Genomic DNA, 26486 nt, shown 5'->3' on the forward strand with positions numbered 1-26486 from the left:
GTCAATCCGGCACCGGTGTCGGCAACGGCTCGCCGGCGAAATGCGCAGCGAGGTTGGCCAAGGTCAAATCCGACATCGCCCGCCGCGTATCCCAGGTGGCACTGGCCATATGCGGCGCCAGCAGCACGTTGTCCAGATCCAGCAACCGCGCATGCGGACGCGGTTCATCCTCGAACACGTCCAGCCCGGCCCCCAGCAGCCGCCCCTCAGCCAACGCCTGTGCCAGCGCAGCCTCATCGACCACACTGCCGCGCCCCACGTTGATCAGGATGCCCTGGCTGCCCAACGCATCGAGCACGCCGGCATCGACCAGGTGATAAGTCGAGTCCCCACCGCCCACTGCAACCAGCAGGAAATCCACCGCCGCCGCCAGGTCGGTGACCGAAGCGTAATAAGGGTAATCCACCGCGAGCGGACGCCGGCCGTGGTAGCTGATCTGCATGTCGAACGCCGCCGCGCGCTGCGCAATCGCCTTGCCGATGCGCCCCAGACCAACGATTCCGAGGCGCTTGCCACTGACCTTGCGAGTGAACGGAAAAGGCCCCTGCTGCCAGCGCCCTTCGCGCACAAAACGGTCCGCCCGGGCAATGCGCCGCGCCGTGCCGAGCAGCAAGGTCATAGCAAAATCGGCGACGTCGTCGGTCAGCACGTCCGGCGTATGCGTGACCGCAATGCCACGGGCCCGGGCCGCTTCGACGTCGATGCCGTCATAACCGACGCCAAACACCACGATCACTTGCAGATCCGGCAGGCGCTCGATCAAACCGGCGCTCACCCGCGACTCGCCATTGGCGATCAGCGCGCGGATACCGCGCAACGTTTGCGTCTCCAGTTCCTCGCCGCTCTCACTGCCCTCAAGCACGTCATAGTCGGCATACAGCCGCTCGCTGAGCATGTCTGGCAGACGCGCAACTTTAAGCACGGTTGATTTCATCGATGCCTCCCGGAACAGAAATGGTAGTGACCTTGCGGCTGCGTTTGCCGCCGCCCAAATAGAGCCCCAACAGGCCCCCGGCCAGCAGCGCGGCGGCCACCAGCAACAAGGCATAGTCATAGCTATGGGTGGCGTCCTTGATCCAGCCCATCACCGGCGGCAAGCCCAGGCCGGCAATGTTGGCAATGGAGTTGATCAAGGCAATCGATACGGCAGCCGCCGGCCCGGACAGGTATTCGGTGGTGGTCGCCCAGAACACCGGCGTCGCCGCCCAATTCAGCCCCACCGCCACCACCAGCAGCACGTACGCCAGCCACTGATTGCCGGTAAACACCGCCAGGGCCAGCAGCACCCCGGCCGCCAACAATGGCCCACCCAAATGCCAGCCCCGCTCGCCAGTGCGATCGGAGTGACGGCCGTTCAGGTACATGAACACGCACGCCAGGAAGAACGGCATCGCCGACAGCAGGCTGACCACGAACGAGCCCTGCTTCGATACCGACTGCACAATCAGTGGCAGAAACAGCGTGACGCCAATGGTGCCAAACGCCTGCAACAACCAGAACAGGCTGAGCAACCACACCTGGCGACTGCGAAAAGCCACATGCCAGGCGTCCTTGTGCGAGATCACCATCGTCGCCTGCTCGGCCTGCATGGTGCGGCTGAGCCAGTCCTTCTGCGCGCTGTCGAGCCAGTGGGTGGAGGCCGGCGTTTCGGGCATGTAACGCAACACCACGTAGCCCAGCACAATCGCCGGAATGCCTTCGAGCAGGAACAACCAGCGCCAGCCATTAACGCCGAACAGGCCATCCAGATTCAGCAACGCACCCGACATCGGCAGACCAATCACCGATGCCAGCGCCGCGCCGATGTAGAACCACGACATGGCCCTGGCCCGGTCGCTGCGCGGGAACCACTGGGAGAGGTAGTAGATGATCCCGGGCGTGAAACCCGCTTCGGCGGCGCCCAGCAGCAAACGCATCACGTACAGCTGGTTGGCGCTCTGGATCAGGCTCATGCCCGCGGCAATGATGCCCCAGGTGATCATGATCCGCGCAATCCAGCGCCGCGCACCGACCTTGGTCAGGATCAGGCTGCTCGGCACTTCGAACAGGATATAGGTCAGGAAAAACAACCCCACGCCAATGCCATACATGCGCAGGCTCAGGCCGAGGTCGGCATTCATCGTCAACGCCGCCACCGAAATGTTCGACTTGTCGATGTAGGCCACCATGTACAGCAACATCAGGAACGGAATCAGCTTCAGGTTGAGCTTCTTCATGGTGCTGGCGTGCAAACGGCTGTCCAGCGAAGGACCAGTCATGGGGGAATTCCTCTTATTGTCTTTATTCTCGGTGGCCGGACGGCGTCGGGTCACTGGGTGGTGACTGACCTTAAACCAGCCGAGAACTTAGTTCAATATGTGAATTATAAACCCATTATGTGGGATTCTAGCTGAAACGAATAAGCCTGCTCATCTGGCGCAATGCTGTTCACTAATGGGAACATCGACCACTGCAGGAGCGAGCTTGCTCGCGAGATACGCCAACGATAACGCGTGAAGCCTGAGTAAACGCGGCGCCTATAAGTTCTTCGCGAGCAAGCTCGCTCCTACAACGGCATTGGAGCCTGCGGGCTTTTTGCCGGGAGATTTCGTCTACGCCTGGAGTGAAGAAGTCCATCTATTGAGATGCCCTCTCCCGTCGGGCAAACTCCGCCGTCCCCATTGGCCGATAACAGGAGTTTACGGATGCCATTTCCACTGACGGAATACAATGAGTTGTTGGCCCTCAAGGGCGTAGGGCCGGCCGTTATCGCTCGACTTGAGCAGATGGGCATTGACTCACTGGCAGTGCTCAGCGAGGCGAGTGTTCCTGACATCCTGGCTCATGCGTCGGCGGCCACGGGGTCGACTTGCTGGAAAAATAGCCCCCAAGCCCGTGCCGCTATTATGGCGGCCATTGAGCTTGCGAAAGGCGCTCAGCTGAGCACGCCTGGTACGTAAGGCAGATCGCCTGTTTCAATCGGTAAATCGTGTCGGGCAAGCGGGAAATCTACCTGGTAAATACCCCGTGCCGCGCGGACGGTCACAGGGTGCGTGACCAGTCTTAAGTCACTGAGCTCCCTCTACGCCGATTGCTGACATCAAAGCCACCCAACGTGCTCTCTGCGATCTCGCCACGCTCTGCCAGGTATTTCGAACAGCCTCATGCTGGCAGAAATAACGGCGGATCGGATGCTGGTCCCGATCGCCCCTCGTGAGTGGGCGATAAAGCAATCGCGGGTCCTGGCGACCGATTGCCGGGCCTCTAACACTGAGGCCCAACACACAGACATGAACTGGATCTATGCATCCGGTCACCAGCACCCGAAGGTAGTCCCCTGAGGGCTCGCTGCCCTGACCGTAAGCGGTCAATTGCATCTCATCAATACAATCATAGAGAGTGCAAAATGAAGTTCAGTTTTGTGGATACTTGCAATCCAGGTCGCCGACGCATCCTGCGCGATGCGTTCACCCTGGCGCTCGCGGCCTCCCCGCTCGCCAGCCTGGCCAGGGCGGCGAGCGACACCAGGACGACCGACACAAATGCAGATGAAGTGACCTTTGCAGCTGGCCCACGGCCGCTGGTGCAATACCCGCAAAAGCGTCCACTGACCTTGGTCACCACCCGCCCACCGCATCTGGAGACGCCTTTTTCGGTTTTCGACCAAGGACCGATCACCCCCAATGACGCTTTTTTTGTACGTTATCACCTGGCTAATTTTCCGCTCAGCATTGACCCGGACAGCTATCGGTTGACCATCAAGGGCGCGGTCAATACGCCGCTGTCACTGTCCCTTGCAGAACTCAAAACCCTTGCCGACCCGGTAGAGATGGTGGCCGTCAATCAGTGCTCGGGAAACAGCCGCGGCTTTTTCACGCCTCGGGTGTTCGGAGCCCAACTGGGCAATGGTTCGATGGGCAATGCCCGCTGGGTGGGAGTGCCGCTCAGGGCGGTGCTGGACAAGGCCGGTGTGAAAGCCGGCGCCAGGCAAGTGACCTGCAATGCAACGTTGCCGGATTAGCACCTTTGGCGCGGCATCGCCTGACACCATGACCTGCCTTGCTCACTCGATACCTACGCCTAGATCAGCGCCCAAACATTACTCCACCTCAGTATCTAATTGTATCGACACGACTAACGCTCGACGATAATGTAAAGGCGATGCATGAAAATCAACGACCCGCACGTGAGGTGCAACGGACACCAATGTCTTTATCCGTTCCACAGGAACTGAGACGTAAACCGAGAGCAATCGACCATTTGCGCTCATCGAGCCAATACTTGGAGTAACAGACTCTTTGGCGATGAAGGCAAACCCTTCCACCAATTGAATCTCTATCTCCGGATACTTAAATTCCTCTGGATAAACCACAGCACCTTTGAAAGTGAGGACAGCGAATTCTTGGATAGCGTCCTCCCCAGACGATACTTCGCGTCGGGTAGCCATTCGAAATGACCACGAAAAGTCCCAAGAAGTAATCTTCGCCTGGTACCATTTAAGAGTATATGGTGAAAGAGTCTGAGCACGCCTAGCACTTTTACCTCGACCGTTGTTAGGCTTTACCATATCCACCTCCCTACAGGGCCGAGTGTCGAGCCAGACAAGAAAACTATCACTAAACTCGACAATAAAAGCCTAGACATACCCAGTAAACTACACACTACGCATAGTTCTACTTTCTTTACACGAGAGTGGTTATACCTCCGGCCCTCTATAAATACATCCACTTGTACATGTCTCGTGAATACGTATTGCGGATAGCTCTGGAAGCAATGGCTTTAGCTCCTGCCAAACCCAAACGGCTAAAACCTCGCTTGTCGGATTTTCCAGCCCGGGAATTTCATTAAGATAATTGTGATCTAAGCGTTCATACAGAGGCGCGAAAATTTCCTTTATCTCGGAAAAATCCCTGACCCAACCCGACGCTCTATCAACAGGGCCATCAATATGAATTGCAATACGAAAGGAATGACCATGCAGACGCCCACATTTGTGCCCTTCTGGAACATTGGGCAGTCGATGAGCGGCCTCAAAAACGAACTCTTTAAAAATCTCCACTGATTCCTCCCGTATCTCACGCGACAAAAAACCAAACAGTTAGACTAAACCTTCCAAGACTCAAGATCGACGCATAGCGTTTCAAACAAAAACTCTACAACTTTGGCTCGCCCCTCACCCAGCGCTGATGCAATGGTGATCACGGAAACCAAAATGGAGTTAACAGTGTGCAAATCGGCGACATCACTCAGGCAATTTAATATTTCTTCAAATTTCCCCAACATAGCAGTTTGGGAAAAGTTTAATGCCTGCACCACATGGGTAGATGGCGTCAGGTAGAGAATATTCGCACGCGTCCGCAAACCGTAGGCTTCAGTCAGCATGCCATACCCTTCAGAAGGGAAAGCTTCGTCCTGCCCTGCAAGCCTCCTCAATGCCTCCTGAAAAGCCATTGATAGATGAAGAATTACTTCTGAGAACTCTTTTACACTGGCGTCACTGGCCAGGGCTGGAGACAGATCCGATGAAACCAAAGTAGGCATATTGCCTCCTAAATAATAGTAATTAACCCTGTTAGCTAGGTACGAGTTCCGAACTTCGAACCACCCTGGTCAAATGATCAGTCAAAAGATGAATATCACCATGTAAATTCTGAACTCCATTCCATGGCCGGTTGCCTGTTTTAAAGGACCACTCTCCCGAATCGAGCGTCCAAGCTGTATATCCTTGTAGCTTTCTAAGGCCTAACTTGAATACTGGGGCCAGTGGCGCTCCTGTAGCACACAACTGCTCCATGACGAACCCCATGGAAATAATCCCCGCGCTATGGACGAGACGAGAGCTTTTAGGGGTGTGACCATGCCAAGCATTTCCAAACACCTCCTGGACCGCCTGGAAAAACTCACTGATGGCCAAGAAACACCGATCCTCACCTCCCGACAACTCAATCACCTCCCGACAGTAACCGTCAGATAGGGAATTCATTACCAGTTTCTGGAGCGACGTATCACCGATGACCCCTGAGGGGTTGGTATGCTGCTTAATCTGTCCTTGCAAAGAAGATCGATCGTCATAATTCAGCATTTCCACGATGCGCGCTGCGCGGGCGCGGGAGGTCATTCTGAATGGAAGGCCGCTGACAGACGGGAGCAGTTCATATACCAGCGACTTCGGTAATGGACTGGTGTTGTTGACGAGAATGAATTGCCGGCGAAGCTCTTCCTGATTTTCACACACAAGAGCAGACACCAGTAGCTGGAACGAACTCCCCTCGAGCCCAGCTAACGCAGATAGGCGCTGCTGACCATCCACAACGAACCCAGGAGGGCCGGATGAAATATCCACCTCAATTTCTGCATAGGCTCCATTTCCTTCCACCACCCGGACTCCACTGGTAAACGCTAACACCACAGCATTGGGCATTACCGCATCGGGACGGGAGAGGTAGTCGCGGATCTCTCGTATGTGCTTGGACACCTGTGGCCGCTGAAAGCCATGAAGGGCGCCACGATCATCACGCTTGACTCGGTCGATGCTAGCGATCGCCAAAATCTGCTCAACGGTAGCCGCAAACGATACCACTTGGTGGGTTGGGCTCTGTAACGCCTTGATTGCGCTGAACTTAAGCAATGAGTCTCTTCCTTCATCGAACGGCCCCCCAGAAAGAGGGGTAGCAGCAGTATTGAGGCTCTTATACCAACCCTTCCGCATAAAAACTAGCCTAAGCTCATTGGCCCATACAGTTATTAAATGGTAAATTGTCAGCCTCAGATAAATGCAACACCCGTCAAAACAGGCCTACAGTTTTCCCATGAGAACCGTCATCATCACCAACTGCACCAATCGAAAACGTCTCGACGGCCTGCCGCCGGTGGTGCTGAACGACGAGTGTTATTCATCGATTGCAGCCATGGCAAAGGCGTGGAAGGGGCAAATAGACCAACGTCCCACCACTCTGATGGCATCTTCACTTTACGTGGGCAGGAGCGTTTCTGACGCGAGGCGCGTAGCAACGAAGTTGGACGCGAAGCTAATGTTTGCGTCGACCGGCTTAGGGTTGATTGAAGGCGATCAGAGATGTCCACCGTACAACCTGACGGTGGCTCAGGATCCGAATTCTATCATCCCACGTCTCGAAAAATTGGGTGTGCGCGCATCAGATTGGTGGGAAGCCGTGAATGTCACCCAATCAAAGGGAAGCGCCCTAGCGGACCTCGTCAGCCAACCCGACATCGACTTGGTGCTCATTGCCCTCTCTTCAAACTATGTCCAGTTGATAGGCGAAGACCTTGGAAAAATCAGGGACACGCAGATTGACAAGCTCAGAATATTCACTTCGCGCCCAGGCATCGAGATGCTTCCCAGCCATTTACGACGCATCGCGATGCCCTATGACGAACGCCTTGAAACCTCAACACTTCCAGGCACTCGCAACGATTTCCCTCAGAGAGCTCTGCGTCATTTCATTGAGATTCTTGAACTGTCGAGTGCTCCTGCTGAGATCGCTCGAAAGAGCGTCAGCGCGGCGATGGATCTTTTATCCCTAGCAAAAACGACCATCCGGCGGCGCGCATCGGACAGTGAAATTGCCTACATGCTTGAGTGTGTGTGGGCTGACTACCAAGGCAGTTCCACCCGATTGTTACGCTACTTAAGGGACGAGGCCCTGGTGTCGTGCGAGCAATCGCGCTTTCGGAGGATCTGGCAAGACATCAAAGGTCAAGACAGCATAGAGAGCAAAGCATGACGAGCGAAGATGCGATTGTGGTGCGTGCACTACGCACCACGCAAGGCGACAACCTTGATGTGTATGCATTATTCATCAGGGGATCTGACCTGGTCCGAATTGCCGACATCAGCCGCCTGTCGCGCGAAGACAGCAGTCCCCTCAAGGGTTTTCAGCGCCCCGAGATTAAGAGTCATGTCAAAGGGATCACTGAGTACCTCAATCAGGGGAATGTACTTTTTCCCAATGCAATTATCTTAGCGCTGTCTCCTGACCTGCGTTTTGTTGCAGCACGCGGAAGCAAGCCGACAGGCGACGCGGGGCTTTCGCAAGCGGGTACGCTGACGATCCCTATCAGGGAGGAAGGAATGAGGTCTGCCTGGATCGTGGACGGCCAACAGCGCTCATTGGCGTTGGCGAAAGCGGCCAATTCGGATCTTCCTGTGCCAGTGATCGGTTTTGTGTCCGACAGCCTGACCACCCAGCGCGAGCAATTCATTTTGGTCAACAAGGCCAAACCGTTGCCCACTCGACTGATCAACGAACTACTGCCGGAGACAGGCAGCATCCTTTTGCCCCGCGAACTGAGTGCTCGCAAAGCACCAGCTGAGTTGTGCGGGCTTCTTAGTCGTGACCCCAACTCCCCTTTCCACAAACTCATAAAGCGGTCGTCCGAGCAAAATAGCAAAGCAGTGATCACTGACACCGCTGTAATAACGATGATCCGCAACAGCATCGGTAATCCGTTGGGGGCGTTGGCACCCTATACCTCCAGCATCGACGGTGCGGCGAACGTTGAGTCAATGTACAACCTACTGACGACCTTCTGGCGGGCAGTGCGTGATACGTTTCCTGAGGCATGGGCACTTGAATCCAAGAACAGTCGACTCATGCACTCAGCGGGGATCATCGCCATGGGCGTGCTTATGGATCGGATCTACGCCAAAATCGGTGGTCAGCGCGAAACCTACGAAGGCGTGTTACAAGAACTGGCCAGAGTCGCCCCTTACTGCGCATGGACAACAGGCCAGTGGCCGATGATTAATGTCCAGTGGAATGAAATCCAAAGCACCCCTCAAGATATCAAGGCGCTGCAAGAAACCTTGATCCGCCTCTATATGACCAGCGCTCACCAATGAAATTTTTATACGCCGACACCCAAGACTACGTAGACCCAGACTACGATTTCATCAACGATCGAAATGCGCCGGGCCGGAAGAGATACTGGGATGACCAGTATGCGCACGAAATGATGACGCCCGTCCCTTATGACGGGCTCTTGGTCTCGATGAGCGCAGTGCGACCGGCAAATGGCGTCGCTAATTCAAAGGTCCGGTACTCGACTTCCGAGCAGCAGCGCTTCTTGAGAGAAGGCGCACGCAAATTTCTACGACTCGATGGCATTCAGTTCAAAGATACGATGGTCCTAGGGGACTGCGGGGCTTTCGCCTATGTAGAGCACCCTACCCCTGCGTATAGCCCAAGCGAAGTAGTAGAGTTCTACTCAGACGCGGGGTTCACCCACGGTTGCTCGCCGGACCACATCATATTCAACTGCGACTCCAGCAATCCTCCAGCGCTGAGCCAGTCGGAAGATGTGCTGTTTCGGTACGAAATTACGCTCAAAAATGCGCAAGAGTTTCTGCGTTTAGTGAAGGAGGCGGAATGGCCTTTCGAACCTCTTGGAGCGGTACAGGGTTGGTCTCCTCAAAGCATGGCGAACGCTGCAAAACAACTCGAAGACATGGGTTATCGCTACTTGGCGATCGGAGGTCTAGTACCTTTGAAAGTCGATCAAATCCATGAGGTGCTGAAAGAGCTTCGAGCGGTCCTTAAGCCCGAGACAAATATTCATCTGCTGGGTTTTGCTAAAGCGGAGAACATCCATGAATTCACCGGATATGGCATTACCAGCTTTGACTCAACCTCCCCCCTTATACGCGCATTTAAAGATGCGAAGTGTAATTACTACCTGGGCAATAACACGAGCAAACTGGATTACTACACAGCTATTCGCATTCCTCAGGCGATTGAAAATCCACGCCTGATGCAAGGAATAAAAAAAGGCATTCTGAGCGCAGAAGAGTTACAAATCAAAGAAAAAGCAGCGTTGCTAGCAATCCGCGACTACGATAAAAACCTGCTCGACTTTGATTCAACTTTAGCCGTGCTAGTAGACTATCTCCGACTGACTCTTTCCGGCTCAATATCGTCATCATTAGAAATGGAAAAGGAAATCGCCAAGCACGTCCGACTAATCTCACCCACGCTGAGAGATAAACCGTGGCAAAAATGCCAATGTTCGATTTGTCAGTCAGCAGGCATCGAAACTATTATCTTTCGGGCCAGCAATCGAAACAAGAGACGTGGATTTCATAACTTAGGCGTGTACCACCGCCACCTTCAGAAAACTCTGGAACTTTCGAAACAATGATCTATCGATTTAAGGGTGTGCGTGCCCAACAGGCCTCCGGGCATGATGTATTTTCGTTTGCGGCCACTCCAAATGAAATTTTAGATTTTTCTGAAATTGAGAGAGTCGGCCGCGATGAAGAAGGCCACCTCAAAGGCTTTCAGCGCCATCAAGTCGCGTCGCACATCAGAGATATTCGTGACTATCTTCAGCGCGACGATGCATTGCTTCCTAACGCAATTATCTTGGCCTTTCTGGATGGGGTAACGATTAAAGACCTCGGCGAGGGTATTGTAGAAATCATTATTGATGCTACCGAATCCAAGCCAGGCTTTGTGGTCGATGGACAACAACGACTCAGCGCCCTTGCGACGATGGAAAAACCTGGATTCCAGGTATTTGTATCTGCATTGATTTGTAAAGACTACAACGAACTGCGACAGCAGTTTGTGCTCGTCAACAATACGCGACCGCTGCCAAAATCGCTGATCTATGAACTTTTACCGACGGTTGACGGCCTGCCAGAACGGTTCACGAGTCGTAAATTTGCTGCTCGCATTATTGATTTGTTGAATTTTCTGCCTAACTCCTCTCTATTTGGCGAGATCAAACAACATACGAATCCTAGAGGAGTACTAAGCGACATGGCGATGCAGAAGTTCGTGATGAACTCTGCGAATGATGGCGCGATTCGTAGCTTCATGAAGTTTGATGACTTTGAGGGGCGCAGCATCGAACTTATCAATAACTTCTTCCATGCAGTGCGTGTAGTTTTCAAATCGGAATGGGAAGGACTAGCGCCCAGGAATTCACGCTTGAAGCACGGGGCGGGTCTGGTTTCTTTGAGCTTCGTTATGGAGTTGCTTTACTCCGATCAAGGCACAACCAGCAAGGAAGGTTTTATCAAAGGTCTAAAGCTTTTGAAACCTCATACGGCATGGACAAGTGGCGATTGGCACATTTCTGAAACCGACCGCCGCCCCTGGAATGGTATCCAGAACACACCCACTGATATCGGATTACTCACCAAGTATCTGACCGAAAAACTCAAGCAAGAACTGAAGCGGCGCTAAATCAGACCCAGTCCCGAGGAGAGCAGTATGCACACCAAAGCCTTAGTTCTTTTTTCAGGCGGACAAGATTCCACCACCTGCCTTGCCTGGGCGCTGGAACGTTACGAGCACGTAGAGACCATTGGCTTTGATTATGGCCAGAGGCATCGAATCGAACTCGAATGTCGGCTGAGTATCTTGCAGGAGGTACGTAACGGATTTCCGAACTGGGCCAAGCGACTCGGTGAGGATCACGTGCTTGACCTCAAATTACTCGGACAGATCAGCGATACGGCGATGACCGCTGAAAAAACCATAGAGTTTGAAAAGAATGGACTTCCCAATACGTTTGTACCCGGTAGGAATCTGCTGTTTTTGACGTCCGCAGCCACTATTGCCTACCGACGGGGCCTCACAGTACTAGTCGGGGGAATGTGCGAAACCGACTACTCAGGCTACCCAGACTGCCGGGACAACACCCTTAAAGCCACCCAGGTGGCCTTGAGTCTCGGAATGGACGCTCCCGTGATCATTGAAACCCCCTTGATGTGGCTCGACAAAGCTCAGACCTGGCGTTTGGCTGAAAACCTAGGCGGTCAAGATTTGGTCAGCCTGATTCAAGAAGAGTCCCACACCTGCTACCTCGGGACTCGACAGGATAAACATGAATGGGGCTACGGATGTGGAACGTGCCCAGCTTGCGAACTGCGCAAAACTGGGTATGAGCAGTACATTCAAGAACGAGATTAACGAAGGTTCAGCGGTGGCGGATCAAAGCACTCGCCACCCCGCTGAATCAGGTGAGTAAACCAAATGACTTACAGTATCAAAGAAATGTTTTACACCCTTCAGGGGGAAGGTAACCAAGCGGGTCGACCCGCGGTATTCTGCCGATTCTCTGGATGTAACCTCTGGTCTGGACGGGAGCAGGACAGGGCTAACGCCATCTGTACATTCTGCGACACCGACTTCGTCGGAACAGATGGTCAAGGTGGGGATAAATTCAAAAATGCTGAAGCTCTCGCTCATGCTATTGATTCGTTTTGGCCAATATCCCACCAGAATCATAAGTATGTGGTATTGACCGGCGGAGAACCTTTACTTCAGGTCGATGACGCATTGGTAGATGCTCTGCACAAGCTAAACTTCAGCATAGCTGTTGAAACCAACGGCACCGTCGCTCCCCCCTTGGGTATAGACTGGCTTTGTGTTAGCCCAAAATCAAGCGTTCAATTAAAGATCACCCAAGGTGATGAACTGAAGCTTGTATTCCCGCAAAGTGACGCCATGCCATATTTGTATGAGCACCTAAATTTTAAACATTTCTACCTTCAACCAATGGATGGCCCACATGCAAAAAAAAATACTGAGGCCACTGTTGATTATTGCAAGAGCAACCCTAAGTGGCGACTTAGCTTGCAGCAACATAAAATATTGATGATTCAGTAGAAATTACTTAACTCAGCTTTAACGCAGGATACAACTGCTTTCCTCGCGGCTGAACTGCTTGAGAACGACCTCATCCTATATCGCAGAAAAAGCATCGCACGTCGTTAGAAAATATATAGTAGATCTCGTCCCTACCCTACCTCTTGACCCTACCTCTTGCGGTCGCATCGCAGGTCTGCAATGCTCGGGATACAAATCTCTATTTTGAGTTTCGAATGGCCCTTTCGCTTAGCGCTTCTACGATTAAATCTTGGTTTCAGTACCGCTGCGAGCGCAAGACGCGCTACGAAATGATGGAATCCAATGAATTGGTCACTGCCGGTGTGGACAAGGTGCCCACGGATGTTGGCGCATGGGCTAGCCTAGGGAACGAGTTTGAAACTGCCATCGTACAAAAACTTATCGCCACGGGACAAGCCTTGCCCCTTGCCCCTGGCGAAGACAAACTGAGCCAAGCACGTACAGAAGCTTTTTTACGAGGCAGCCTCTCGCATAATTATGCCCCACAGGCAACTCTAGACGCCCACCGTACTGCGAGTACCGCGCTGACCCTCCCAGACGGGATATCTCTTCGTCGCTCGTTTCCTGATCTCATACGAGTCGATCGTAGCGTAGAGCCGCCTGTATTCAGTATTATCGACATCAAAGGCACTCAGTCCGCTCGTGCGTTTCACAAAGCTCAAGTGGCTTTTTACGCCGAGTTGCTTGAAAAGCTTCTGGTAGATTTGCGAGTGCCAGGAGTTATTTCCTCTCAAGGAGAAATCTGGTGCATCAAGGAAGGAACCCTTGCAGACGAAGGCATACATCGGTCTGAGGTTTTTGACCTACAACCCTACCGCCGACTCGTGAAAGACTTTTTTAGTCGTGAACTGCTAACAATCAGCCAAAAAGAAGTATCACGTTATCGCGATGACACTTTTTTCCACATCTACTACAAATGCGAACAGTGCCAATACCTGCCGCACTGCATTAAAAGCATCAATAAAGCCGATGCCGCGGATAGAGATATCTCAGCTGTTCCTGGACTTACCCACGAAGGCAAAAAAACGTTACTGCGTAGAGGAATAAGCAATTTAGGTGCGCTCACTGAAGCCCATCTTAACGCCCAAAGCCCTAACCTAAATTGGTCACTACAGCGAAGGGCTGAAGTATTGATCGCCCGTGCAAAGGCTCAGACTCAAGGAAGGCTTCAACGCATTCCGGACCTAGCGACATATTTAATGCCTCCGCGCGTGGACGCGGCACTCTACATTGTTGCGGACTATGACCCGGTAGAAGACAATTTAGTCACCCTCGGATACCGATTCAAGAGCGCGACTAAGAGTCACTCGATAGTGCGCGTACTGAAGGAAGGTGACAAATCAGCAGAAGCAAATGCAATTTCTGATGTTATGGGCAGTCTCATTGAAGACCTCACCGCGATTGATGCACATAATCAACAACACGTTGGAGATCCAAATGCGGAATTGCACGCACATATATTTCTGTTTGAGCCGACAGAAGCTCAGTACTTGCAGAACGCCATCGGTAGACATTTAGACGACCCAAGGATTAGAACCGGACTACTGCATGCGGTGAGGCTCTTTCCGCCTGAAGATTTGGTACCAGAACCGGAGTTGCGCGGTATACACCACCTTCCTGCGACAGCGCTCAGAAGCGTGTTCGAGCAATTGTTTGCATTGCCTGTACGAGTATCCTATGACCTTCGCCAAGTCAGCGAAGCGATCGCCGTCTGCGACGCGAATTTCTGCAACGTTTATAGGCCGCACGGACCGTTCCGGCGCGAGTTTTCATCGCTCTTAGCCATGGATGTAATTCGAGCTCTTCGTAACTCAGAAGATCGAGGAAATCTTGAAGCGATTAAAGCAGATGTCGAGGCTCGGCTTGAGACGACAGCGTCACTAGTTGAATGGTTACTTGAGGAAAACCTTAACTCCGCAAAACGTTTTTTGAGACTTAACAAAAGGCCATTTCGCTTCCAAGCTATGCTCGACCCACTAAACGCGAAGGACTTGGACATATTGCAGGCATACGAGTTACTAGAGGCGCGCTCGTCGATGCTAGCTACGCTGGTTCGGCTTACTCAGGCGTTCCCGCAACGACGCGCAAGCGGACAGTGCATGGCAGAACTCAAACTTTTGAAAAGTGGCAATACTAACGGAAAACTATGGTTACTCTTCAAAATACCTCTGGAAAGCCAAGATAGCGATATATCCTCTGATGATTTCGCTCTAATTTTGACGAACGATGATCCTGATATTCGCCTCAACCCATATCGCTGGGGCGAATGCCGAGTATCGATCGCTCCTAGACAAGATAAACACCAATTCGACAGTATCCTCGTGACCATTCACAAGCCACAAGAAAAACCGCTATTTCAGCAGTGGCTACGCGAAATCGAGGGCCCAGGCTGGTTCCTTGATCGGGTTTACGAAGACTTCACCAGCTACCGCGCTCAAGAATTTCTAGCCTACCTTGACGCTAAATAGAGTCCCGCCCGTGCAAACCAAGGATGACATCAAGCTTTTCCTTCGCAACCCCCAAGAATTTGCGTCCACGCTGCTCCCGAACGATGCCGAACTGTGGATGCAAGGCCTTACCGAGGTGGTGGAACCAGCAATTAATGCTCGAGAACAAGATAAGCCACTACGGCAAGCGCAGCGCGATGCCTGGTTGGGGCTTTCTAATCAACGGGTAGGACTCATTCTTGGACCGCCTGGAACCGGTAAGACTCATGCTCTCTCATGGATGGCAACTGGATATCTAGAAGCTTGCCGACGCAGTGATACGCCCTGCCGGGTTTTAGTGACAGCATTCACCCGTAACGCTATTTCCAATCTCATGGAAGGCCTCACGAAGCGCCTATCTAAGCACCTTCCAGTACCAGTACCAATGTACTACCTAGGGAAACCTGCCGGCCCTCTGCCTGAGGGGGTTGAACAACTACCTGCCATCAGTGATAGCTCAATTGACGAGATCTGGAATAAGCTTTCCGAACCACATGCGATCTTAGGCTGCACGGTCTGGCAACTGAATCGGCTTATCACAAAAGCTCCGAAGCCACCAAGCGATGGCCATACAGTTGCGCTATTTCGGCTCGTCTGCATGGATGAGGCCTCCCAGATGTTGGTATCGCAGGGGCTTATGGCGCTTGCGGCGCTGGCACCAGGCGGGCGCGTATTAATTGCGGGCGATGATCGCCAACTGCCGCCGATTCGGGAGGAACACAAGCACCATACCTCCGGCCCTCGGCTAGGCGGATCGCTGTATTCCTTTTTGCGCTCCTGCAATACCAGCGAATTCTCGCTAGACGAGACATTTCGTCTCAACGGACCTCTAACCCGATATCCCCAGCGCAAGTTTTACGAAGGTAAATATTTTAGTGCTGCGCCTGTTTACGAACGTCGTTTAAACCTACGATCGAACTGGCGCGAGGGACTACAGGAATGGGAACAGCGTGTTCTCGACCCCGAACACCCATTGTGCGTCCTATTGCACGACGGCCCTTCTGCCGCTACTAGCAATGAATTCGAAGCAAAGCTTACCGCTCATCTTACGAGGCTTCTTCGAACCCGACTTGAACCAGGAGACTCAGACGACTCTGACCAAGCTTTTTGGGCCGAGCGCCTTGCAGTAGTAAGCCCTCACCGAGCGCAGAATGCCCTTATTCGCAAACTTCTTGGTGATAGCCGGGGCAGCAAGGTTGTGGTCGAGACAGTTGATCGAATTCAAGGCAAAGAACGCGATGCAATTATTGCGAGTTACACAGTTGCAGACTCAGAGTTTGCGTTAGCTGAAGCAGATTTCATCTTCAGTCCACTTCGGCTGAACGTCACTATCACTCGGGCACGCTCAAAGTTCATACTGCTCGTGTCGCGTAATTTGCTGGATGCCGTTCCGTCCGAACAGGACCAACTCGACTCGGCTCAAATTCTACGAGAGTTTGTATTCGAAGCCCGAGACGCAGGACAGATCGGACTCCCACTACCCAATGGGACGCCTGTTCAAGTCAACATTCGACTGGGCAGTTTCGATGAGTCCAGCGAATTACCGCAGATCAGCACACTACCAAATCCTTTGGTTGTCGACCTTCCACCGATGAGCGCTTGGCTCCAAAGCATGCTGGCGACGATTCGTAGTCAGGCCATGTTGGACAATAAGGGTGTAGCACGCGACTATCTTTTGGCAAAAGCGTTAGCTAGGCAAACAAAGGAAATCTTGTCAGATCTGATTACACTTCACCGACATGGCGTTATTAGCCTAATTCCTGTTCAGACCCAACACGGCGAGTACTTTCGTATTTATCCTCTGGAACCTGCGCGCCGACTCTATAATATCGCCAAAGATACGCTTCTGGCTCACTTGGAAGAAGTGATTCAGCAGACTCGCAATGGTCGATTTCCCCCGCTCTACTACCTAGTGAGAGACCGCTTTGACTGCTTAAGCCCAGACGGTAGCGATCTATTACATCCGATCTGTGCAGACTTGGCAGCGCAGGGCCTAGTCTGCTTCTCCCAGGATAAGTACCAGCGTCTCGTTGTGGATTTGAGTGGAAACAATCCGGAATCAAAAGAAAGAGACATTCCACCAGCTCCCCTTGATGAAAAGTTGTCGGACGTTGACTTTAGCGTTCTGAATCGCCTTGAGGATTTGGAGGCCCGCCGAATAAATTTCGGAGTCTTCGAGGGCTGGCACAATATAGGAGGACTGGCAGAGAGTCTTGTCTTAAGCAAATCAGTAGTAGCAGGAGCAGTGCGCCGCTTAGAACTACATGGCCATTTGCTGCATACCGGAGATGGGCGACTGCGTAGCCGTATGGCCGAACTTGCACGCGAAGTGCGCTATGTTAAGCAGCGCTTCACTCCCGAAGACTCTGACCGACGACCTTTTCTCGTTCGAGGACTTAAGGTTGAGATACGCAATCGCGACAAGCCGAAACCTACTCACCTCTTAAGCACTGTTGTTGCTCAACTCAAAATTTTGGTGCCTAAAGAACCACTGTTTTCAGTTGCGGTTGACGCTTTATCGGCCGCACTATGTCGCGATTGGAAGGTCAAAGACCCCACGTTACGCGGCTTTCAAGCACGTTCTTTACTTACATTAGTACCCGCTTGGATGCAAACAGACGAAGCCTGTGATCGGTTTGTCATAACTGCAGACACAGGAGCAGGCAAGACCGAAGCTGCCTGTCTACCGCTCATCATCGGCGCTTTATATGATCGGCTACGACACATCCATGGCACCCGAGCCATTCTCGTCTATCCCCGTGTGCGTTTGGCGGCGAATCAGGCCCAACGCCTAACCCGCTACTTAGCTGAACTCGCCGTAGATTCTTCGGTGCCCTTACTAACAATTGGACTTCAGAACGGTGACGTGCCTAGAAGCTTCTCCCTCAAAGTAAATGAGGAAGTATGGAAGCCCGGCGTAGGAGCGACTGGATGTTATGAATTTCCCTTCTTCCATTGTCCAAAATGCGACTCTCTCCTGCATTTAAATCCAGGAGCAGGCATCAAGGGTGCCGACCGCCTCGCGTGTATCGGAGCTAAATGCGACTGGGGGTACAGTGGATGGATCGGAAGCAAGCAAGGCCTAATAGAAACTCCACCAGCATTGTTTTTACCGACAACTGAGTCTCTACACCAGTGGTTAGGAGATCCCAGGTACGGATCTCTCTTCGGGGATCACCCAGAGCATGCACCTCCGAGAGCGCTACTGGCTGATGAAATTCACCTCTACTCGCATATTCACGGTGCACAAATCGGATATGCATTACGACGACTACTGGCGCGAGCCGAGGCTAACGGCGGAAAATGTCTCGCCATCGGGATGAGCGCCACACTCGGCGAACCAACCGAAGTGTGGCGTACTCTGGCAGGAGGTAACGCCGTCACGGCAATCCAAGTTGACGATCACGAGCGCGAACTCAGTATCGAGGGCCGCGAGTACTTCTACTTCATTCAACCAGAAGTTGAGTCGCGAGGTAAGGACATCGCGGGCGCCTCCTCTACCATTCAAAGTCTGATGGTACTGGCTCATGGCATGCGACGGCGTACGGGTACAGAAGGTGGTTTCCGCAGTATCGTCTTTCTGGACTCGGTCGATAAAGTCAAGCGTCTGCACCACGACTATCAGGATGCCGAAGAGAACAATAATCTAGCGCGACTTCGCACCTATTCTTTCCCAGACTCCGCCACTGGAGGCCTGCGTCAGCATTGCTGTAAACAGCCCATTGGCTGCGATTGCTTTACGAAGGGTGAATGCTGGTTCTTCGCCGCCAACGACAATCGGCAATGGACGGCAAACGGACTTTATAAGCCGAACTCCCCCCTAAAGGTTACTAATAGCCCGGTATGGTCTGGTGCCGGTGCTCGTGCCGAGGAAATGATAAAAGACAGCGATATCGTCTTTGCTACATCGTCCTTGGAGGTCGGTTATGACGACCCAGATATGACCCTCGTTTACCAACATTATGCCCCGGTCAATCTCGCAAGCTTCATTCAGCGGAAAGGTCGTGGAGGACGCGGGGCAGACGACAGGCCCTTAACCGGAATTACATTGTCGCCCTACTCAGCCCGCGACAGTTGGTATTTTAGAAAGCCTCAAACCCTCCTCGATAGTAAGCACTTTGAAGTACCACTGAACATGACCAACCACGCGGTCGTACGTGGTCAAGCCATCACTCTGGTATTAGATGTAATCGCCCGTCACGAGGCAAAAAAGCGATCGTCGGGAATCGACGGATCGGGTTGCCTACACCCGAGTGTAGCAACCGACGCGGATAGAGCTTTGAAACAAATATTCGGGAACAGCGTCTATTCCATTCTCGATACCGCTTGCATAGATACCTTCTGGCGGACAGTCCAACTGGCGGCAGAACACCCACTCCAATCTGCAGAGAATGCCAACCAGAGGCGTGCCTGGACGCCTTGGGTACCCAAAACTCTATTTGAGACCGTGAACCTCCCAGTACTTACAGTGCATTTTGAGCGGGAGCAAAAAGACGAATGCGTGAATGAGGATATTTCCCTGGCGCTCAACAATATTGCTCCGGGCAACATGACGCACCGCTATGGAAGTAGGGAACTTCACTGGCGAGCCCCTTCCGCTGGACGTCAGCCCTGGCTGGATGCACAGGAAATGGCCGATGCCAATCAACTCGACTTTGGCGGTGCGGATGCCCTATTGCAGTTGCTTCCAGCAGAGGCACGTAAAGAAATCGGCAAAAGCAGCAGCCTGCATCCAGTTGTATTCTGCCCAACGCACATAAAAACTGAAGTTGGCGGTAAGTTGCAAGGTCAGTGGGTCTCTCGATGGCAGGCAAATAAAGACTACACAGAGCTCTTTCAAATTCCTGCCGGCACCCAAACATTGGATGAAGCGCTGAAAGTTCATCACAAGAGCAGCGGCCAGTTACGAGGTTTTCCAGTTATCCAAGCCGACGCCTCGTCTGCGCACAGCAATGACCCAGGTGTGCTATCTGGGATAATCGAACGGTTGGACATCCATACCGGCGGCACACTTACACACGTTGAGAGCGGACTACAACTGGCCCGTGTATATTGGGGGGCTGATAGCGAAGTTCGATTCTGTGATGCACGTGTAGATTCACTTCAGATCAGCCAATTGTTCACCCACCCAAAGACTCTCGAAGCGGTGCTCTTCGGTTATCGAGTAACTACTGAAGGTGTCCGATTCCACATCGATAGTGCAGCCCTTTCTCGATTTGTCGATCATGAGATCGCGGCAATGAGCCCCGATAGTGAAGAGGGCAAGTGGTACCGCCTACAAATGCTGCGATACATCGTTCAGCGGCGTGCACGCAGCGTCGACATGAATAGCTATCAGGCCCAGCGAGCCGCCGAAATTATTGCGGCAGCAGCAGGTAACCCAACTCTGCGCAAGAAACTCCTACAACTGACTAAACTATGGGACAGGCGACGTGTCCGCGAGTTGTTCTTGCAGACCTATCAGGAGGTACTTCATCAGCACCCCTTGCTGTCCGAGCGCCGCACCGAACAGGTCGCGGAGGCTGCGGGTTCACAAGCCTTCCAAGATTTGCTGAGGGAAGTGTTCACCAACCTGGAGAACCCAGAACACTTTAAAATGTATCTGCGCAGCCTTGTGTTGCATAGTCTAGCGATTCGCCTTAAGCACGCTTTTGTTCTGCACGGGCGAGGGGACGAACGCCGTGTAGTCTGTCACGCTAAACTACCAATCCAGTTTGGCATGGCAGCAGACGATATCGTAACGATCGCCGAGAATGGTGAGTATGGAGATGGAACTACACGCACATTCGTGGGACGGTTGGATGATGCCCTCAAGGATCTTGCTGAGGGTTTCCTCACTGAATGTCCCAATGCAGCCGAAGATGCGCTACTAGCACGGGCATGGCAAATGAAGGAGAACCACCCTCAATGGAGACTCCTGAGCCCTCGGGATGCCACAACACTCGATAGTCTTAGGAGAGATCTTCGGCTAGCCGAAAGCGACGAAGTCCCATTCCATACTTTGCTACGTGTGTTGTACGGCGTTGAGTCAATCGGCGACTATGAGTTCGCCTATTACGATCTATGGAGTGAGGCTCGACATATTGAAGATGCGTTGCGAGAACAAATGGGGCGCCAACCCTCGACCTGGGAGTTAGTAAGTGCAGTTGTCGGACGTGCTCGGGAAGGATCTGGAGCAGCCCCCACTACGCACGCTCTGCTGCATTGCTACGCCAGCATTGAGGACGCGAACCAGGAAGACAGCTTGTCAGCAGAAGCACGTCTCGCCGATCAGATTTATCGAATAAGTGGCCACCTGTGCGTCGATGGGTGCCAGGCATGCTTGCACACCGGCAGCGATATTATGCCCGCCGGCATAGTCGAGGCCGCTGTTAGTCGCCGACTGCTAAAGAAATTCGTAGACGCGAACCTACGACAGTAGGCAGAGATGAAACCGAGGCATTGCCGCCTACGCGCTTAGGGAAATAGTTAGCAATCCGACCGCGTGATGTTGTTCAAGCCAGGGCAAAACGCTACCGTTAATACGTGACAAGGGTAGCGCGCCCTGGCTGATGTCTTGCAAGAACGCTAACACGGCTTCATCGGCACCAAAACTATCGAGTTCATCCCGCATAACTTGGCGCTCAGACCGTAAGCGTTCGACCTCGACGACAACCTGAGTTGTCGAACGTTTGCTTACCTCTTTTGCTTGACGTCCTAACATCTCCATGCGTTTTCCCAACTCTCTTGTCTCATCTACCTTGCTGAGGACAGCGCCAAGCGCCCCTATACTGGCGAACTCGCGCTGGATCATCCTTTCAAACGCTTGGTTCACTGCTCTTTTGAGAGCACCGATCTCTCGCTCAAGGTTCGATACGTGGTGGCGAACGTCAAGATAATCTTCACGACTATCGACGCCTGCCACCCGACTACCAAGCTGCTGAATGCACTTTAACTCCGTCCGCACTTCCTCAGGGAGATCTAGATACTTCGTGCACATGGCGAAGTAGACCTCAACTTCTCGAAGTGACTCAACTAGAGACTCGCTTTGTACCACTTGCTCATATGCTTTAACTAATGCATTTCCAAAAAAGGTTCGTTCCTTTGCCGCCGGAATATCCTTCAGCAACACCTCCAGTTCCTCCAAAGGTGCGAGTTCGACATCTGTTGCGTTTTCGAGCACTAAATTCATGACATTTTCTCCAAGTCCGTAAGCATCCCTGCAGCAGAGTCATGCACCTGCAGGCCAAATTGGCGCACCCGCGTAGAATCTCCGCTACTAGTTCCAGAAGTGCCAATAAACTCAAGGGCGTAGTCATAACTCCGCTTAATTGCGTTTTCTCCAAGTGTTAGCAGATCTCGAGCCTGCCGCATGTCGCCTGCTGGTGCTTCAATGCATTTCGCAAGTTTTTCAGCTAACCCTAGTTCCGGTTCGCTGCAATTATCCTCAAGAGAATCCAGCAGAAAGGCTTCTACTCGTCCAGCTGGAGAGCTTTCATTATCATCGAAAAAGTTATCGCTCTTGGCCTTAGTGTAGGCCCCCTTCCAGTCCTTGATTGCATCGGGCGCAGCCTGTGGCAATTGCTTACTAACTTCCACAAGTGCATGGTCGATCCTTTCGACGTGATCGCTCAGACTGCGACCGCGCATCATTGCGAACAGCGCCTGACCACGGTTCTTTAGCCGTTCGCCTTCGTACCGAGGGAGATCCTTTAGACGCCCATCAATCTCCTTAACCAAATCAATAATTTGTGCCATTGCATCTAGCCCTGGGCCCACTTCCCGAGGCGTGGGGGAAAGCCGCAAGCTCTCCTGCATCTGCAGAAGAGCACGAACCACCGCACCAGCATCAGCCACGCCATAACCCCTCCCTTCTCCCTGACGCAACGAGAGCGAAGACCGCAGATTCTCGCGCAGAAGCTTGTGATTTTTATCGGTTTTGGTAAGAACCTCGTTCCAGGAATTAACACGGTCCGTCGGGTTGGTAGTCGGACGGCCTTCATCGCTAAGCAAGCGAACAAATTGTTCAGCTAGCGGTTGATCTGGCTTGACGTCGCCACGGAGCCACGCCCTCGCCAGGAGTACTTGGGCGATATTGCCAGCCACCTGCCAAGGCTCCCCACCATCTAAAGCCAGTAAGCGACGCTCTAGATGTGCTTGAGCAAGTTCGGCCACCCGCCGAAGCATCCGAGAATGAAGGCGGCGATAGGCCTCCTCCACATCGGCTTGCAACTCGGAGCCCGACAATAAGGTGACATGCGCCTCAAGCCCCAGAATGAGCCATTTCTCTTTGGGTACCACAAAGTTACGAACGTCACTTTTGCGCTCGCCCTCGAACTTAATATTGTTCTCAGTGAACACGCGATCAAACAGCCAATCGGAGACGTCGAAACGATGGCGAGGCAGTCCTCTGACCAAGCTGCTGAGCAGACCTTCCCAATCATTCAGACTTCCCAATCGCCCGCCAGACCGCCACTCTGTGAGCTCTTGTACCATCTGCTGCCATTTGTTCCGAATGGAAGCAGTCTTTGCCCCATGTGAACGATGGGTAGCAGGTTGAGCCGTCCGGGGCGTGATCGATGAGGGGGTTCGGCGCAAGGCAGGGGGATCAAAGGACTGCCCCAACTCTTCTGTTGTATCGGTCCTTCCAACTTCACTAGCCACCTGGGTCCTGACAGAAATCGCCCCGCTCGCTGCAGGCATGGCGGTCGCTTCCCCTGGCCAAGGAAGTCCAAAACTTTCAAAGATGGGCGCTGGGATTGCTGCAAACGCTAAGCCTTCATTCCACAGAGTTGTACCTTGCGCACCTGGCGCCCCCCAGAGCGTGACAAGCCGCCGTAAGCGCTCTGCGATTTCCGGTTCATTGCTAGCCGCATACGATAGTTGGTCCTCAAGCCTTGCAGTGACTCGCGTAGCTTCCTGCGGGAGCCAATCGCTACTTTCCACCTCAGATGGAGGAAATATTCGATCATCGAGGGTGGAAGGCGTGAGCAGGACGGGGCCCAGAACGCCTTGGATCATCCCACGCGGAGTCTTGAGCGTCATGCGACCCGACGGATCCGATAGAGCCTCATACATCGTCGTAAGAGCTTGCGATGTTAACGGATAAAGCCCGACCCCCTCACTTGCCCCAAAGGCTTGATGACAACCAAGCCTAACTAGGCATTGATCACATCGATTGGGGATTTGGTCTTGCCTCGCGCCATTATGCCGCCACTCATCCAGAGCGGTGAGGCCCGCCCGTATAGCCCGCAGATAGTTCGCGGCGAAGTGCTCCCGACTCTCGGACGTTAGCAATTGGCTGGTCTCAAGAAACTGCCCTCTATCGCCCTCCCGACCGAGTGTCACACGGTGGGTGATCCTGCCAAGATAGTTGCCTCGCAGGGAATTCATATAATTCGGTGTCAAGCCCACTACAGAGATTAAATCGCACAGATCATCGCTCTGTCTTGTGGTGCTGTCGGTCACGAGGACGTCGATCAATTGGCTGTCAAGACCCTCCCAAGCAGTGATGTCTTCCAGTAGCAGTACTAGGCGTCGCTCTTCGCTCTTCAGTCGACGACGCAGCGTTAGAAAGATCTCCTTGAGCCCGTCCATAGAGATGCCCAATACATTCTGCACGCCATAGTCGCGACGCCGGTTCAGCGCCTCCATGAGTAGGCAGGAATAAGGAACATCATTCTTCAGATCAGCCAGCACCTGATCCGGAGTGTCATTAGCTTCAAGTTGCGCCAATATCGCTCGACTTTCGTGGCGTAGCTTTCTGAGAAACATTAGTGCCCTTGGCGGACAGTCCCGAACCGCAGGCTCAAGCTGACCTAGTTCGGCAATGTCGTACAAGTTAAATCGCGCTACTGCCTGGTCCCGTTGCCCCCCCATACCAGCCATGATTTTAAGCACGCGTTCGGGTCCTTTCCAGCGCTCTTGCACGACAGCCGAATCCAGCAGTCGTGCCAGATCATGTTTTCCGCACTCCTTAGCATCATCTAGCGGTTGTTCAAAATGTGCTTCAGCCAGGCTAGCGGCAAGTGTGCGCTGAAACACATGAACGCGCCCCTCAAAGCTAGCTTCTAGCCGCTGCCCTAACTGATCAAAGAGGTTGCCATACTCGCCCCCAAGTGCATTTTTTAACTCTCGTAAGGCCCCCGGCAAGCTACCGTCGGCGCGCTGGATAAGCAGCACCATGTCCTTCTTTGGCCACTTGACCTTCATCCAACGAATCAGATGCGACTTGCCAGAACCCGGTTCGCCCTCCACTACACAGAAGACGTGACGATTTTCTGGACGCGCTAGTGCCTGCAGAACGCCTTCATCAGTCCCTTCGTCTACATCACTGGCGCGCGCGCCACCGATCGCAAGATTAGTAATGGACTGGTGTACCGCTAAAAAGGCACCTTCGCGGTTAGCTAAAGCTTCCGTCTGGAGAATTTCACGCGCCGCCTGTGCACTCCAACATGCTTTGTAAGGAAGCTCAGGCATGATTATCGGCTCCCAGTGTAAATCTGATGCTAGTAACGGCCCGAACTGGGTGGGCTTCGCCCACTAGCTCATACATACCGGCCGTATCCCCAACCGCAATTAACTCAATGCGGCCATCGTCATGCAGATCCCTTAGTGCATTACTCAACACTCGGGAAAGCCTCCGGCCCATGGGACGCAACCCCTTCCGCTGGGCAAGGTCGATGAACAATGCTCCCCCGTCGATGTAGGGCATTCGTTGTCCGAGGCTGACGAGAAAGTCTGCGAAAACATGTTCGGTAACCGGTGAAAGCGTGTCGACCAATACAGAAAGCTCTCTTTCTAGACGCTCAGTAATTGTTGGGTATAGCGCCCCACGTGCCTGTTGTGGCATAGCGAGCCCCATAAAAGTTACCCACCGAACCCAAGGCGTCAGCTTTGTACTATTAAACCGGCGCTCCTCCTCCGAGTCTGCTCGCAGCGCCTGGGCAAGGACCGTATCGGCCAATTCAGTGTTGTTTCGCTCACGAATCCAATGGGTCCCACCGTACTTTTCAGTAAGAATGACGATGGCGGCATATGCCTCGAGCACCACGTAGTCGGCATGGCCAGAAGGCAACTGGCAGAGTGTTTGATGTACCGCATCTGCAAAGCCGTCGAAACGAAGAGGTACGTTCTCTAAGAGTAAGCGGTAGCCACCATCGGTGGCAGCAATTAACCCTACACTAACAGCCGCGCCGACTGTCTGGCTTAAAGCGGTAGCGTCCGGACCCGGTGCGACAGAGGATTCAGCCGTAAATTGCGGATTCATCCACTGCGGCACTTCATCGCGCTTCATCCATCCACCGTTAGCGTCAAGCAAACGAAGAAGAGACCAAATGCGCTCGGCGGAACCCTGAATGTCTGACAACAAACTCATAAAAAT

At 53.0% G+C, this 26486-nt stretch carries 18 protein-coding genes and 1 pseudogene; 10 read left to right on the forward strand and 9 right to left on the reverse strand.

The genetic code is table 11. The features are described 5' to 3' along the window. Position 1 precedes the first annotated feature (1 nt). Both EQV97_RS21860 and EQV97_RS21865 read right to left on the reverse strand, forming a co-directional pair. Positions 2–934, reverse strand: a complete 933-nt coding sequence (locus EQV97_RS21860) for a 2-hydroxyacid dehydrogenase (protein WP_240889926.1) — start codon at positions 932–934, stop codon at positions 2–4. After that, a complete protein-coding gene (locus tag EQV97_RS21865; protein ID WP_240889927.1) occupies positions 915–2258 on the reverse strand; it encodes an MFS transporter in 1344 nt (447 codons plus the stop codon). The genes EQV97_RS21860 and EQV97_RS21865 overlap by 20 nt, the downstream gene beginning before the upstream one ends. Before the next feature lie 426 nt (positions 2259–2684). On the opposite strand from EQV97_RS21865, the gene EQV97_RS21870 reads away from it, so the two are divergent. Together EQV97_RS21870 and EQV97_RS21875 are read left to right on the forward strand one after the other, a co-directional pair. After that, complete coding sequence (locus tag EQV97_RS21870) at positions 2685–2939, forward strand: helix-hairpin-helix domain-containing protein (protein WP_240889929.1); 255 nt, start codon at positions 2685–2687, stop codon at positions 2937–2939. Between the two features lie 446 nt (positions 2940–3385). After that, positions 3386–3976: pseudogene (locus EQV97_RS21875) on the forward strand (molybdopterin-dependent oxidoreductase); the annotation flags it as partial. Between the two features lie 102 nt (positions 3977–4078). Here EQV97_RS21875 and EQV97_RS21880 read toward each other — a convergent pair. The 4 genes from EQV97_RS21880 to dbpB (EQV97_RS21895) form a co-directional block, all read right to left on the reverse strand. Then, positions 4079–4426 (reverse strand): hypothetical protein, encoded by a 348-nt coding sequence (locus tag EQV97_RS21880; RefSeq protein WP_177048110.1) that lies wholly within the window; start codon positions 4424–4426, stop codon positions 4079–4081. A 249-nt stretch (positions 4427–4675) separates the two neighbouring features. After that, positions 4676–5038, reverse strand: a complete 363-nt coding sequence (gene queD, locus EQV97_RS21885) for a 6-carboxytetrahydropterin synthase QueD (protein WP_240889938.1) — start codon at positions 5036–5038, stop codon at positions 4676–4678. A 44-nt stretch (positions 5039–5082) separates the two neighbouring features. Then, positions 5083–5520, reverse strand: a complete 438-nt coding sequence (locus EQV97_RS21890) for a hypothetical protein (protein WP_073637885.1) — start codon at positions 5518–5520, stop codon at positions 5083–5085. Between the two features lie 31 nt (positions 5521–5551). After that, complete coding sequence (dbpB, locus tag EQV97_RS21895; RefSeq protein ID WP_095974524.1) at positions 5552–6607, reverse strand: DGQHR domain-containing protein DpdB; 1056 nt, start codon at positions 6605–6607, stop codon at positions 5552–5554. A gap of 181 nt (positions 6608–6788) precedes the next feature. Between dbpB (EQV97_RS21895) and EQV97_RS21900 the strand changes: the two genes are divergently transcribed. The 8 genes from EQV97_RS21900 (at position 6789) to EQV97_RS21935 (ending at position 21545) form a co-directional block, all read left to right on the forward strand. Next, complete coding sequence (locus EQV97_RS21900) at positions 6789–7724, forward strand: hypothetical protein (RefSeq protein WP_240889939.1); 936 nt, start codon at positions 6789–6791, stop codon at positions 7722–7724. Next, positions 7721–8842 carry a DGQHR domain-containing protein DpdB gene (dbpB, locus tag EQV97_RS21905; protein ID WP_240889940.1) on the forward strand — a complete coding sequence of 374 codons (1122 nt, stop codon included), beginning with the start codon at positions 7721–7723 and terminating at the stop codon, positions 8840–8842. Before EQV97_RS21900 ends, dbpB (EQV97_RS21905) begins: the two co-directional genes overlap by 4 nt. Then, positions 8839–10137 (forward strand): tRNA-guanine transglycosylase DpdA, encoded by a 1299-nt coding sequence (dpdA, locus tag EQV97_RS21910; protein ID WP_240889942.1) that lies wholly within the window; start codon positions 8839–8841, stop codon positions 10135–10137. Before dbpB (EQV97_RS21905) ends, dpdA begins: the two co-directional genes overlap by 4 nt. Then, on the forward strand, positions 10134–11189 hold the full coding sequence (gene dbpB / locus EQV97_RS21915) for a DGQHR domain-containing protein DpdB (RefSeq protein ID WP_095965350.1): 1056 nt from the start codon (positions 10134–10136) through the stop codon (positions 11187–11189). The genes dpdA and dbpB (EQV97_RS21915) overlap by 4 nt, the downstream gene beginning before the upstream one ends. A 27-nt stretch (positions 11190–11216) precedes the next feature. Beyond that, positions 11217–11918, forward strand: a complete 702-nt coding sequence (gene queC, locus EQV97_RS21920; protein WP_240889948.1) for a 7-cyano-7-deazaguanine synthase QueC — start codon at positions 11217–11219, stop codon at positions 11916–11918. 63 nt (positions 11919–11981) lie between these two features. After that, the gene (gene queE / locus EQV97_RS21925) at positions 11982–12617 is read left to right on the forward strand and encodes a 7-carboxy-7-deazaguanine synthase (protein WP_240889949.1); all 636 of its coding nucleotides are present in this window, start codon (positions 11982–11984) and stop codon (positions 12615–12617) included. Between the two features lie 215 nt (positions 12618–12832). Further along, positions 12833–15106 (forward strand): hypothetical protein, encoded by a 2274-nt coding sequence (locus tag EQV97_RS21930; protein ID WP_240889950.1) that lies wholly within the window; start codon positions 12833–12835, stop codon positions 15104–15106. Positions 15107–15116: 10 nt separating this feature from the next. Then, positions 15117–21545, forward strand: a complete 6429-nt coding sequence (locus tag EQV97_RS21935) for an AAA domain-containing protein (protein ID WP_240889953.1) — start codon at positions 15117–15119, stop codon at positions 21543–21545. Positions 21546–21572: 27 nt separating this feature from the next. Here EQV97_RS21935 and EQV97_RS21940 read toward each other — a convergent pair whose 3' ends face one another. From EQV97_RS21940 to EQV97_RS21950, 3 genes are read right to left on the reverse strand one after another with little or no spacing between them, the layout of a single operon-like run. Then, positions 21573–22295 carry a hypothetical protein gene (locus tag EQV97_RS21940; RefSeq protein WP_240889955.1) on the reverse strand — a complete coding sequence of 241 codons (723 nt, stop codon included), beginning with the start codon at positions 22293–22295 and terminating at the stop codon, positions 21573–21575. Next, positions 22292–25582 carry a hypothetical protein gene (locus EQV97_RS21945; protein WP_240889956.1) on the reverse strand — a complete coding sequence of 1097 codons (3291 nt, stop codon included), beginning with the start codon at positions 25580–25582 and terminating at the stop codon, positions 22292–22294. Before EQV97_RS21945 ends, EQV97_RS21940 begins: the two co-directional genes overlap by 4 nt. Beyond that, the gene (locus tag EQV97_RS21950; protein WP_240889957.1) at positions 25575–26480 is read right to left on the reverse strand and encodes a hypothetical protein; all 906 of its coding nucleotides are present in this window, start codon (positions 26478–26480) and stop codon (positions 25575–25577) included. The genes EQV97_RS21945 and EQV97_RS21950 overlap by 8 nt, the downstream gene beginning before the upstream one ends. Positions 26481–26486 lie beyond the last annotated feature (6 nt).

The sequence above is a fragment of the Pseudomonas sp. TMW22090 genome (assembly GCF_022496665.1).
Lineage (GTDB): Bacteria > Pseudomonadota > Gammaproteobacteria > Pseudomonadales > Pseudomonadaceae > Aquipseudomonas > Aquipseudomonas gregormendelii.

What these genes read in the sequence shown, in the direction of transcription:
- EQV97_RS21860 (WP_240889926.1), bottom strand. Translation starts at nt 934, where the DNA reads ATGAAATCAACCGTGCTTAAAGTTGCGCGTCTGCCAGACATGCTCAGC.
- EQV97_RS21865 (WP_240889927.1), bottom strand. Translation starts at nt 2,258, where the DNA reads ATGACTGGTCCTTCGCTGGACAGCCGTTTGCACGCCAGCACCATGAAG.
- EQV97_RS21870 (WP_240889929.1), top strand. Translation starts at nt 2,685, where the DNA reads ATGCCATTTCCACTGACGGAATACAATGAGTTGTTGGCCCTCAAGGGC.
- EQV97_RS21880 (WP_177048110.1), bottom strand. Translation starts at nt 4,426, where the DNA reads ATGGCTACCCGACGCGAAGTATCGTCTGGGGAGGACGCTATCCAAGAA.
- EQV97_RS21890 (WP_073637885.1), bottom strand. Translation starts at nt 5,520, where the DNA reads ATGCCTACTTTGGTTTCATCGGATCTGTCTCCAGCCCTGGCCAGTGAC.
- EQV97_RS21900 (WP_240889939.1), top strand. Translation starts at nt 6,789, where the DNA reads ATGAGAACCGTCATCATCACCAACTGCACCAATCGAAAACGTCTCGAC.
- dbpB (WP_240889940.1), top strand. Translation starts at nt 7,721, where the DNA reads ATGACGAGCGAAGATGCGATTGTGGTGCGTGCACTACGCACCACGCAA.
- dpdA (WP_240889942.1), top strand. Translation starts at nt 8,839, where the DNA reads ATGAAATTTTTATACGCCGACACCCAAGACTACGTAGACCCAGACTAC.
- dbpB (WP_095965350.1), top strand. Translation starts at nt 10,134, where the DNA reads ATGATCTATCGATTTAAGGGTGTGCGTGCCCAACAGGCCTCCGGGCAT.
- queC (WP_240889948.1), top strand. Translation starts at nt 11,217, where the DNA reads ATGCACACCAAAGCCTTAGTTCTTTTTTCAGGCGGACAAGATTCCACC.
- queE (WP_240889949.1), top strand. Translation starts at nt 11,982, where the DNA reads ATGACTTACAGTATCAAAGAAATGTTTTACACCCTTCAGGGGGAAGGT.
- EQV97_RS21930 (WP_240889950.1), top strand. Translation starts at nt 12,833, where the DNA reads ATGGCCCTTTCGCTTAGCGCTTCTACGATTAAATCTTGGTTTCAGTAC.
- EQV97_RS21940 (WP_240889955.1), bottom strand. Translation starts at nt 22,295, where the DNA reads ATGAATTTAGTGCTCGAAAACGCAACAGATGTCGAACTCGCACCTTTG.
- EQV97_RS21945 (WP_240889956.1), bottom strand. Translation starts at nt 25,582, where the DNA reads ATGCCTGAGCTTCCTTACAAAGCATGTTGGAGTGCACAGGCGGCGCGT.
- EQV97_RS21950 (WP_240889957.1), bottom strand. Translation starts at nt 26,480, where the DNA reads ATGAGTTTGTTGTCAGACATTCAGGGTTCCGCCGAGCGCATTTGGTCT.